Genomic DNA, 11,487 nt, shown 5'->3' with positions numbered 1-11,487 from the left:
AGCTGGCGAAGCGCAAGAAGAAGCGGGACAAGGTCGTGGAGTCGGGTTCCTGCGAAGCCTCCTACTACTGGGAGGGGCAGATGACCGCGAGCGGCGAGCGCTTCGACCCGACCGAGCTGACGGCGGCGCACAAGACGCTGCCGATGGGTTCGAAGGTCCGCGTGACCAACAAGAACAACGACCGTTCGGTGGTCGTCCGCATCAACGACCGCGGCCCGTACGCGGGCGGACGCTGCCTGGACCTGTCCAAGGCCGCCATGAAGAAGGTCGGCGGCACCGGATCGGGTGTCATTCCCGTCCGCTACGAGGTCCTGTCCAAGGGTTGATCCCGTCGGTTCCCACCCGCTCGGCGGGCGCGTCAGCGCGCCCGCCGGGCGGTCAGAACCCGTGTCCCAGCCCGGCGCCCGTCCGGGTGTCCGGAACGTTCCCGGCGCCGGACGACCACGAACCGTGCCGCCGCTCCATCGGCTGCGTGTCACCGTTCGCCTCGGCCGGTCCGCCGGCGGGCGCGGCCTGCGCGGCCTCCGCCGCCGCTGGCGTGAGGGTGGCGAGGCGGTCGCGGAACCAGTCGGTGAGGACGCCGTCGACCCGGACGGCCTCGGTGATCGGCGGGCGCGGCTCGGTGCCGGGCTCGGCGGCCAGTGCGTGCCCCATCCGGAACGTGGTGGACTCCGCCTGGCCGCCGTGCCTGCGCAGCTCGTCGCGGAGCGTCGTGATCTCCCGTGCGGGGACGACGCGGTCCTTGGCGCCGCCGACGAGCAGGACCGGGACGTCGCGTCCGGCGATGTCGGCGGCGAGTGCCCCGAGGTCGAGCCGGTCGGCGAGCGCGACGGCGTGCTCGCTCCAGGCGCGTTCCGAACCGGACCGCTTCTCCACCGCCCGCGCGGCGCGAGCCGGGGCGACGACGGGCGCGACCAGCGCGGCGGTGCTCACCGGGACCGCACCGTGCGCGACGGCGAGCAGAGCGGCCGCGGCGCCCGCGCTGAAGCCGGCGAGGCCGACCGGGCCGTCCGGGACGTCGAGGTCGCGGCGGATCTGCGCGAGCGCGTCAGGCAGCCGCCGGACGGCGTTCTCCAGGGCCGCGCCGTACGCCTCGATGCTCTCGGTCTCCAGGATCGCGCCGGAGCCGAGACCGCCGGGCGAGCGCCCGGGCAGGTCCAGGTAGACGCGCCACACGGGCACGCCCGTCATCGGGATCGCCGTCGCCAGCGCGCTCGCCGTCCGGGGCGGGTCGAAGCCGGGCCAGGCCACGATGAGCCGGGTCGGGCCGGACGCGGTCGCGTCGACGGCCGTCGGGGGCAGCGCGACGTAGGCGTCGCCTGCCGCGGTGCCGTGGACGGGGCGGTTCGTATGGTCGCCGCTCATATCGGTACGTCAGCTCCTGCGATGCTCGACGGGCCATGCCGGTCGTGCCGGGCGGAGGCGGCGCTCCCCCCGGATCCCCCATGCTCGCAGCGGAAGCCAGCCGACACGCCGCGAACCGCCGCACGCCGACCATGAGAGTGATGAACACCTCACCCGAGGTCACGTGGAGGGGCGTGACCACCGGATCCGCTCGGCGAGCCTTCCGCGGCGACCGGAGTGGTCCGACTGTGACCCGCACCTCATGATCGATCGAAGGGAACAAACCCGGCACTCGTCGCGTCCTAGTCGTACGTGGGCGTTGCGGGGGCGCGCCCTCACAGACGTCCCGATACGAGGAGTGCTGGTGGACAGGAAGCGCAGTGCGGCCGCCGCCGGGCAGGCCTGGCATATCTACCGCGAGACGCTCGAACCCGACGCACCGGGATTCTGGGAGCGCGTCCGCGCCGTCCCCAGGATGCTGAAGTCCGTCCTGCGCGGGCAGTACAAGGGGATGTCCTTCGGGACGCTCGGACTGCTCGCCCTGGGGCTCGTCTACATCATCTCCCCGATCGACGCCATTCCCGATGTCATCCCCGTCGTGGGCATCGCCGACGACACGGGCCTGGCCCTGTGGCTGGCCTCCGTCCTGGTGAAGTCCGCGGGCGACTTCGTCGCCTGGGAGCGCGGCGGACGCCCCACCGTCATCGTCGGCGAGCCCGTCGACTGACGAGCGCACGACCTCAGGAAGCGGTCGGGCCGAGCTCCTTGGCGAACCGGTCGGCGGCGTCACGCATGATGGGCACGACGTTCGGAACGGCCTCGTGCGTCATCCGCCCGGAAGGCCCCGACACCGAGATCGCCGTCAGCGTCGGCGCGCCTTGCAGCGCCACCGCGACGCAGCGGACCCCGATCTCCTGCTCCTCGTCGTCCAGCGCGTAGCCCTGCCGGCGGATCTGGTCCAGTTCCGCCAGCAGGGCTTCCGCGTCCGTGAAGGTGTTGGGCGTGTGCGCGTCCATGCCCGTCCTGGCGAGGATCTCGCGGACCCGCTGGTCGGGCAGTTGCGCCAGAAGCGCCTTCCCCACGCCCGTGCAGTGCGGCTGGACTCGCCGCCCCACCTCGGTGAACATCCGCATCGAGTGCTTGGACGGCACCTGCGCCACGTACACGGCCTCGTCCCCTTCCAGGACCGCCATGTTGGCCGTCTCGCCGACCTCCTCCACCAGCCGGGCCAGCACCGGGCGCGCCCACGTGCCGAGCAGGCGGCTCGCACCCTCGCCGAGCCGGATGAGGCGCGGGCCCAGGGCATAGCGCTTGGACGGCTCCTGCCGGACGTAACCCTGGTTGACCAGCGTCCGCATCAGCCGGTAGATCGTCGGCATCGGCAGCCCGGAGGCCTCCGTCAGCTCCGACAGCGCCATCTCGCCGCCCGCGTCCGCCAGATGCTCCAGCAGCTCGAACGCGCGGGCCAGCGACCGAACGCCCTCCGTCACCCGTGACTCCTCTCCCTCGACCCCCCGATTCTACGGAGATTTGATTTCGCTATGCGAAAGAGGGCGGGTTGACGCGATGCGGCACGTTACTTCGGCGAGTGACACGGCAATAACTCATTGTGTCCGACATCGCTGCCACCGCCCCCCGGGTGGCCGTGAGGAACCGCTAGGGGGAGCTTGTGCGAGGGGAGCGTCGTAGAGCCCGCTGGGGCGCGATCACGGTGAGCAGCGCGCTGGCCGCGCCGCTCATGCTGATGAGCCCCGCCGCTCAGGCGATACCGGAGGCGGCCCCGTCCAAGGTGAGGCTGCGCGTGTCCATGTCACCCGGCGGCGTCACGATCCAGGGCTCCGAATACACGCTGCCCTTCACCGTCCGGGTGCGCGCCGAGGGCGGCGTAGCCCGCAAGGTCGGCCTGCGCCTCACGGCTGACCGCCCGTTGTCCTGGACGAGCCGCACGCCGGACTGCTCGCCCCTAGGCCCCGGTCAGGGCCTGCGCTGCACTCTGGGCGATGTGGGCTCGGGTGGGCGCCTACGCAGCGGGACCGTCCGATTCCCAGAATCCATGGTGAAGGGGCCGTCCGGGAAGCCGCTGAGCATCCTGGCCGTAGCGGAGGCCTCGAACGCCCCACGCCGCTCGACCCGCGCGGTCTTCGACTTCTCCAAATCCGCCCGGAACGCGCTGAACGGCACGTCACCGAATCCGTCCAGCACCAGCCCGACGCAAAGCCCGTCCGCCGGGAATGAGCTCATGCCCTGCACCGGCGAGGAGAGCCGCGCCGCCAAGTGGTGTCCGACGAAGCCGCCGCCCTGCGAGCGGAGCAACACCAGCGCGCCCCTCCACCCGTGCGAGCCCGTACCCGTCGCCAAGCCGAACCAAAGTTCGCAGTCTGGCGCGGATGGCGCGTCGACGCCATGCGTTGCTGGCGACTCGGGCAAGAGTGGTCGGCCGTGCGCCTCGTCTTCTGGGGGCGGGTCGGCTCACGGGGCCAAGCCGCGGTCTGGTTCGCAGTCCGGTGGGGGCGGTGCGTCGACGCCGTGTGTGGCCGCCCCCTCCCACAAGAGTGGCCGCCTCTGTGTGTCGTCTCCTGGGGGTGGGTCGGCTCATGGGGCCAAGTTGAGCCCCCGTTCGCAGTCGAGTGGGGGCACGCCTACGCATTGTGTAGAGGGCAAGGTTGGCGTGAGTGGGCGGACGTGTCCCTCGCCGTCTAGGAGTAGCCAGACGCCTGACGTTCAGCCGTCCAGTTCTTCTTCGGGAGCGGGAGGTGCGCCCTCGCAGTGTGGTGGCGGGGCTGGGCGGCCGTGTGGGTCGTCCAGTGGGGCGACCCACGGTGTTAAGCCGAGTCCTAATCGGAAGCCGACCCCGAAGGCCCACCCACGGCCGGTGGGGCCGGGTGGGCCGTCTACGCCATGCGTGAGTGGCAGCACGACAGTGAACGGGTGGCCGTGTCCGACGACGGTTGAGGGGGAGCACCCCCACATTGCTGTGCCGTCCCATAGCGACAAGCCGCGCGAGAGCGCTAAGCCGCCGTCTAGTGTTCTGCCGCCTCACAGCGCTAAGCCGAGTCACAGCGCTAAGCCGTCCGATGATGCGAAGCCGTCCGATGATGCGAAGCCGAGTGTTGACAGCAAGCCATCGCACGGCCCGGCGCCTTCGCAGGGTGTGGAGCCTTCGCATGGCGTTGAGCCGAGTGCGAGCGCCAAGCCGGGGGAGACCAGGAATCCGAGCCAGGGCGGTGAGTCGCAGGCGGGTGCTCAGCCGGACGGGGGTGGTCTGCCTCCGGGAGCCGGGCCTGTTGTGGACGGGCCGGGGACGCCGGGCGGGGTTGGGCAGCCGAGTACCGGGGTTCCGGTTGCTCCGAATCTGCCTGGACAGGCGCTGCCGATGCCGTCGGCGCCCGTCGTCCTGCCGCCCGTGAAGCCTCCGAACCTGCCGCCGGTGGCCGATGCGGGTCATACGAGCCTGATGTCCCCGACCAGCGCGGAGGAAGGGGACGGGACGGACTGGGCGGTCGTCCTCTCCGTGGCCGTGGTGGCCGAGATCGGCCTTTTGTGGGGCGCGGCCTGCATCGTGGTGGCGCGGCGCCGGAGAGCGCTCAGCCGCGCCGAGTCCCGGGCAGAGCAGGGCAGAACGGGCTGATGTCGACGAAGGGGTCGGGGCGAATCGATCGGATGTCTCCCTCGGTCCCGCGTCCGAATCGGCGGATGAGTGTCCTGGTATCGACCCGAAAAGGGCTCGGTGTCAGTATGCTGACCGGCGACGGTAAACGCGGGCGTGACGGACAGGGGATCCGGTATGTCAGACGCGACGCTGCAGTGCCCGAAGTGCGACTCCACGCTCGACACCCACGAACGTCACGGGGTCGTGATCGAGGAATGCCCGGGATGCAAGGGCGTCTTCCTCGACCGCGGCGAGCTGGAGCAGCTCATCGACGCGGAGAGCCGCTACCTCGCCGAGCTCCCGGACGAGGTGAACCCGGAGACGACGTACCAGGGGCGGCACCGCCGGGGCATCGTGCAGCAGATCTTCTCCGCCGGGCGGTAGCCCCGGGCACGGTCGGTGACCGGCCGGAAGCCCAGGTGTGAAAGGGAATTTCCTCTTGTCACGGGGATGACAAACCGTGCTTCGGCGAATGTGACCGGGAGCTAATATCGCCCACTGACTACCATCCGGTAGCTTTGTGATCATCGCCGGTCACCGGGGGCGTCCAGACAGAGTCGTCCGGCAGGCGCGGCGCACCTTCGCCGGCGGAGTGCAACCCCCCTCACAGCACCGTCCACGGCCCCGTCCGGCCCGTCCCCTCGGGAGATGATCAATGGCATTGGGCTCGCTGCTTCCCGAACTCCTGCCCGGCCGCATCCCGCTGATCGAGCGGGTCGCGCGGTGGGCGAGGGAGAAGCCGGACGCCCCGGCCTACACCTTCGTCGACTACTCGGCCGACCCGTCCGGCGCGCACCTCACGCTGAGCTGGGCCGAGACCGACCGGCGGGCGCGCGCGACGGCGGTGGCGCTCCGGCAGGTCACCGGGCCCGGGGAGCGCGCCGCACTGCTGCTGCCGCAGACGCTCGAATACATGATGACCATGCTCGGCGCCCTGTACGCGCACGTCATCGCGGTCCCGCTGTTCTCGCCCGACCTGCCGGGCCACGCCGACCGGCTGATCGGCGCCTACACCGACGCCGAGCCCGCGGTGATCGTCACGACGCGTAACGCGCTGCCGCACGTGGAGAAGTTCCTGGCCGACCACGACGTCCCGCAGCCGAAGGAGATCCTGTTCGCCGAGGAGGTCGACCTCGCCCTGGCGGACCGCTGGCAGGACGAGACGGTCGCGTTCGACGACGTCGCCTACCTGCAGTACACGTCGGGATCGACGCGCCGGCCGGCCGGAGTGGAGATCACCCACGGGAACGTGACGGCGAACGCCGCGCAGCTGTGGGCCGGGTGGGCGCCCGAGAAGCCGGACCCCGAACTGGTGAGCTGGCTGCCGCTGTTCCACGACATGGGCCTGATCGCGACGATGGCGCTGCCGCTGGTGCGCGGCGACCACGCCATCTACACCGACCCCGTCTCGTTCATCATGAACCCGATGCGGTGGCTGCAGCTCATCGCGGAGCGCCCCGGCAAGAACGTCTACACCGCCGGGCCGAACTTCGCCTACGAGTACGTCGCGTCCATGGCCTCGCCGGAGAAGATCGCCGACCTGGACCTGTCCGGGCTGACGACCTGCCTGAACGGCGCGGAGCCGATCCGCACCTCGACACTGTCGACGTTCGCCGACGCGCTGGCGCCGGCCGGGCTGCGTCCCGGCGCGCAGGCGCCGGGCTACGGGCTGGCCGAGGCGACCGTGTTCGTCACGGCCGCCGCCGAGGACGTCCCGCCGAAGATCATCTTCGTGGACCGGGAGGCGCTCACCCAGGGCGACCTGCGGCTCCGCGAGGACGGCGCCGACGGGACGACCGCGCTGGTGTCGTGCGGGCGCCCGTGCGGGCAGATCGTCGCGATCGTCGACCCCGAGGCCCGCGTCGAGCAGCCGGACGGGCGGGTCGGCGAGATCTGGGTGCACGGCCCCAACACGGCGCCCGGCTACTGGCGCAACTCCGAGCGGAGCCGGGAGACGTTCGGCGGCGAGCTGTCCGAGCCCGGGGACCTGCCGTCCGGGCCGTGGATGAAGACCGGCGACTACGGGGTCGTCCACGAGGGCGAGCTCTATGTGACCGGCCGTATCAAGGACCTCATCATCGTGGACGGCCGCAACCACTACCCGCAGGACATCGAGGTCACCGCGCAGGAGGCCCACCCGGCGGTCCGCCCCGACCACGTGGCCGCGTTCGCGCTCACCGGGGAGGAGACCGAGCGGCTCGTGGTCGTCGCCGAGCGCAACCGCCGCGTCCCCCTCGGTCGGCTCGACGTGGACGAGGTGGAGTCGGCGGTCCGCGCGGCCGTCAACGTCGAGCACGAGATGAGCGTCCACGCGTTCCTATTGATCGAACCGGGTGGCGTGTCGCGCACCTCCAGCGGGAAGATCGCACGGGCCGCGACCCGGCAGCGCTACCTGGACGGCGACCTGGCGACGACCGCGGAGCGGCTGGCGTCTCGCAGGTGACGACGGAACCGGCCGTGCGGGGGCGAGGGAGTCTCCGGGCGGCCGCGGCGAAACAGGAGGATCATGCTTTCGGGGCTGGGGCGTCTCATCCACCGGCGACGCTGGACCAGCCTCGTCCTGATCCTGATCATGACCGGGGTGGCGGGCGCCTGGGGACTCGGCGTGTTCGCCAAGTTCAAGGAGGGCGGCTTCGAGGACCCCGACGCGTCCTCGACGCTCGTCGCCAAGCTGGGCGCGACCTACTTCGGCAGCACCAACCCCGACGTCCTCGTCCTGTATTCGAGCGACACCATGACGGTGGACGACCCGCGCTTCGAGGCGAGTGTCGTCACCACCATCGCGCGGCTGCCCAGGGCCCGGGTCGACGAGATCATCTCCTACTGGTCGTTCAACGGCGAGGCCGCGCGCACGTTCGCCTCCCATGACCGGCACTCGACCTTCGTCGCGGTGAAGCTGAAGGGCACGGAGGGCGCGGACAAGTCGGAGAACTACCACGCCGTCAAGGACAGCCTGGCCGCGCCGGGGCTCGACGTCCGGTACGGCGGCAGCGTCCCGCTGGGCGAGGAGTTCGGCCAGCAGGTCGTGGCCGACATCGTCCGCGCGGAGACCATCACCGCGCTGCCCCTGCTCATCCTGCTCGTCATCCTGTTCGGCGCCGTGACGGCCTCGGTCCTGCCCATCTTCGTGGGCGTCTTCTCGACGGTCGGGGGGCTGGCCGTCCTGCACGTGGTGACGTACGCGGCGGACGTGACGTCCTTCGCCTTGGAAGTCGTCACGATGATGGGCGTCGGCCTGGCGATCGACTACTCCCTGTTCATCATCAGCCGTTTCCGTGAGGAACTTCAGCGCGGGATGACCGCGCAAGGTCTGCCACCAGGAAAACCCTGGAAGCGAGAACGCGACAAGGCGGCCCGCAAGGCCGCCAAGGAGGCGCACAGGACGGCGCTCAAACCCATCCGTGAAGCCGCGCTGGCCGCCACCATGGCGACCGCGGGCCGCACCATCATGGTCAGCGGCGTCACCGTCTCCGCGGCTCTCGCAGGCCTTCTGCTCTTCCCGCAGATGTTCCTCCGGACGATCGGGCTCGCCGGCATAGCCACCGTCATGGTCGCGGTGTTCGGAGCCACCGTCCTGCTGCCGACGCTCTTGGCTCTTCTGGGGCCGCGTGTCGAGGGCGGGCAGATGTGGTGGCGGCGCCCCTCCGCCAAGCGCGCACGGCGAGACCCGGAGAGCGGCTTCTGGTACCGACTCGGCCACAGCGTGATGAAGCATCCGCTCCCGTACTTCGCGGTCGTGCTCGTCATCCTGGGCGTCATGTTCGTCCCGTTCCTCAACGTCCAGTTCGGCAGCGTGGACGCCCGTGTCCTTCCCAAGGACAGCCCCACCCGCGCCGTGGTGGAGACCATCAAGAGGGACTTCCCCAACGGAACCGTCGAGCCCATCGACGTGGTGGTGTCCGGAGACCTCATCCCGCGCGACTGGACGCCGTCCGGCAAGGGCGACCCCATCCCGCCCTACCTGGAGCAGTTCCGGAAGCAGCTCGCGTCCCTTCCCGGCGTCACCGAGGCCCAGTTCACGGGCTACTCCGGCTCGTACGGGGGCGTGCGCATCTCCGTCACGCACAAGTACGAGCCGATGGACCAGCGTGCTCAGGACCTCGTCACCAAGATCCGCGCGATGAGCCTGACCAAGGACGGCTACCCGATGCACATCGACGTCGGGGGCAGCACCGCCGGCCAGATGGACCTGATGTCGAGCCTGATGAGATCCCTGCCGAAGATGGCGCTCGTCGTCGGGGTCGCCACGTTCGTCCTGCTGTTCATGTTCTTCGGCTCGATCGTCCTGCCGCTGAAGGCCATCGTCATGAACGTCCTGTCGATCGGCGCCTCGTTCGGCGCGATCGTCTGGGGCTTCCAGTACGGGCACCTCGCCGGGCTGCTGGACTTCACCCCCACCGGCGGGGTCGAGGCCACCAGCATGATCCTCATCCTCGCGGTCGTGTTCGGCCTGTCCATGGACTACGAGGTCTTCCTGCTGAGCCGCATCCGCGAGGAGTGGGACCTCACGCACGACAACCGCGTCGCGGTCGCGTCCGGCATGCAGCACACGGGCGGCATCATCACCAGCGCCGCGCTGCTCTTCCTCCTCGTCATCGCCGCGTTCAGCATGGCCGGGATCACCGTCGTGAAGCTGATCGGCGTCGGCATGTTCGTGGCCGTCGTCGTGGACGCCGCCCTCGTCCGCTCCCTCCTCGTCCCCGCCACGATGCGCTTCATGGGCGCGGCCAACTGGTGGCTGCCGGGCTTCCTCGCCGGCCTGCACGCCCGCATGGACCTGCGCGAACGCACCGTCCTCGTCCCGGACGGCGCCACCGTGGCCCCGCCCCGCCTCCCGGACGAGCAACCCTTCCCCTACGCCATCGACTGGGCGGAATCGACCCCGCCTCCCCCCGGCACCGTGCCGGCGAACGGAAACGGCCGCCCGGACACCGTGGAGCCGAAGGCTCCATCAGGCATGGCGCCCGAGGCGCCCGCGGACGTGCCGCGCGCCCGTCAGCGAGCGGACGCGAACGCCGCGTTCCAGGCCGAACCGCAGCCGAACGGGGACGCGTCGCCGAAGCTGGTCTTCCAGTCGGCCGCCGGCGGCGCGGGGCCCCGCCGGGCTTCCGAGCCCGATGGGGCGCCCTGGGCGCCGTGGGCGGACGGCCCGCCGCAGCCGGTGCCGCGCCCCGCACCGCGCACCCGGCGCGTGATCGTCCCCAATGCGGACGGCTCGGGCTGGCACTGGGGCGAGGAAGAGGACACTCCCTGACACCTGCCCGTCACAGGAGCGAGTCAATGATCTCCTGGGCCCGTCCGATGCCGTCCTCGTCGCGGATGCGCCGCCCCGACTCGCTCGCCCGGTCGGCCATCCCCTGGTCCCGGACCGCACGGCGGATCTTCCTGGCGAGCCGGGGGACCGTCATCGCGCGGAACGGCAGCGGGGCGGGCCCCGCCCCCAGCGCGGCGACGCGTTCGCCCCAGTACGGCTGGTCGCCGAAGAACGGGCACACCACGGTGGGCACACCCGCCCGCAGCCCCGCCGCCGTCGTGCCGGCGCCCCCGTGGTGCACGACCGCCGCCATGCGCGGGAACAGCCACGAGTGCGGCACGTCCCGGACGGCGAACACGTCCTCGTCCGACGTCGCCGGGTCGCCTTGCACGATGCCGCGGACTCCGGCGAGCTTCAGGGCCGTCCGCACGACCATCCCGGTCATCGCGGAGTCCTTCGGCACCATGCTCCCGAACCCGACGTACACCGGCGCGGGCCCCGCCGCCAGGAAATCCGCGAGGTCCGCGGGAGGCTCCCACTCCGGCTCGTCAAGGAACCAGTAGCCCGTCAGGTTCACGTTCGAGGCCCAGTCTCGGGGGCGCGGAACCACCACCGGACTGAAGCACGCGAGCACCGGCCCGCCATCGGCCCGCCGCCCCCGCAGCCGCAGCCGCGGCAACCCCAGCACCTCGTCCCGCCACGGGTTGATGAACGGGCGCGACAGTTGCCACGCGATCTGATCGACCGCGCGGAAGCTGGCCCGATTCGCCCACGGCCCGAGCATGCGCGCCTGCGGGACGAACGGGTGCGGGAACGCCCCGGTCGGCTCGCTCGGCTGGAAATGGATCAATGCCCACGGAACACCGAGATGTTCGCCCAGGTGCCGCGGAAGGAATCCCAGCGTGGGTCCCAGGATCAGATCCGCGCCTTTACAAGCGTCCGAACACTCCGCCAGCAGCCGTTCGGCCATCGGCCCGAGGATGCGCCGGAAGCCGCCGAGGAACTTCACCGGATTCCGGCCCCCGGCCAGCAACTCCTGCCCGGCGTCCGATTCGAGGATCTCCGTCGGATCCGCCGTGAGCGGCGCGAGCTCCAGCCCCGCCGCGACGACCATCGGCGAGTACCGCGCACTGGCCACCAGCCGCACCTCGTCCCCCCGCGCCCGCAGCGCCCGCCCCAGCGCCACGCAGGGCTGGATGTCCCCCCGCGACCCCGCCGCGAAGATCACGATCCGGCTCAC

The 11,487-nt window shown here is 71.1% G+C and carries 9 protein-coding genes; 6 read left to right on the top strand and 3 right to left on the bottom strand.

Annotated features, from left to right (window positions below):
• Positions 1-326: septal ring lytic transglycosylase RlpA family protein (locus tag AB0K37_RS23535; protein WP_363984464.1), on the top strand; the 326-nt coding region annotated here is incomplete at its 5' end.
• 52 nt (positions 327-378) lie between these two features.
• Here AB0K37_RS23535 and AB0K37_RS23530 read toward each other — a convergent pair.
• Positions 379-1,365 (bottom strand): hypothetical protein, encoded by a 987-nt coding sequence (locus AB0K37_RS23530; protein ID WP_363984462.1) that lies wholly within the window; start codon positions 1,363-1,365, stop codon positions 379-381.
• Positions 1,366-1,708: 343 nt separating this feature from the next.
• Here AB0K37_RS23530 and AB0K37_RS23525 point away from each other — a divergent pair, with 343 nt between their 5' ends.
• Positions 1,709-2,071, top strand: coding sequence for a YkvA family protein (locus tag AB0K37_RS23525; protein WP_185029272.1), 363 nt, complete (start codon positions 1,709-1,711; stop codon positions 2,069-2,071).
• A gap of 13 nt (positions 2,072-2,084) precedes the next feature.
• On the opposite strand, the gene AB0K37_RS23520 is transcribed toward AB0K37_RS23525, so the two are convergent.
• Complete coding sequence (locus AB0K37_RS23520; protein WP_363984459.1) at positions 2,085-2,834, bottom strand: IclR family transcriptional regulator; 750 nt, start codon at positions 2,832-2,834, stop codon at positions 2,085-2,087.
• A gap of 1,964 nt (positions 2,835-4,798) precedes the next feature.
• Here AB0K37_RS23520 and AB0K37_RS23515 point away from each other — a divergent pair.
• The 4 genes from AB0K37_RS23515 to AB0K37_RS23500 all read left to right on the top strand — a co-directional run bounded on the left by AB0K37_RS23515 (position 4,799) and on the right by AB0K37_RS23500 (position 10,247).
• Complete coding sequence (locus tag AB0K37_RS23515; protein WP_363984457.1) at positions 4,799-4,972, top strand: hypothetical protein; 174 nt, start codon at positions 4,799-4,801, stop codon at positions 4,970-4,972.
• 156 nt (positions 4,973-5,128) lie between these two features.
• Positions 5,129-5,377, top strand: coding sequence for a zf-TFIIB domain-containing protein (locus AB0K37_RS23510; protein ID WP_363984455.1), 249 nt, complete (start codon positions 5,129-5,131; stop codon positions 5,375-5,377).
• Positions 5,378-5,648: 271 nt separating this feature from the next.
• Positions 5,649-7,436 (top strand): fatty acyl-AMP ligase, encoded by a 1,788-nt coding sequence (locus AB0K37_RS23505; RefSeq protein ID WP_363984453.1) that lies wholly within the window; start codon positions 5,649-5,651, stop codon positions 7,434-7,436.
• Between the two features lie 63 nt (positions 7,437-7,499).
• Positions 7,500-10,247, top strand: a complete 2,748-nt coding sequence (locus AB0K37_RS23500) for an MMPL family transporter (RefSeq protein ID WP_363984451.1) — start codon at positions 7,500-7,502, stop codon at positions 10,245-10,247.
• 10 nt (positions 10,248-10,257) lie between these two features.
• Here AB0K37_RS23500 and AB0K37_RS23495 read toward each other — a convergent pair whose 3' ends face one another.
• Positions 10,258-11,487 (bottom strand): glycosyltransferase, encoded by a 1,230-nt coding sequence (locus AB0K37_RS23495; RefSeq protein WP_363984449.1) that lies wholly within the window; start codon positions 11,485-11,487, stop codon positions 10,258-10,260.

The sequence above is a fragment of the Actinomadura sp. NPDC049753 genome, from assembly GCF_040674655.1.
GTDB lineage: Bacteria > Actinomycetota > Actinomycetes > Streptosporangiales > Streptosporangiaceae > Spirillospora > Spirillospora verrucosospora.
This window is presented reverse-complemented; position numbering and strand designations above follow the sequence as displayed.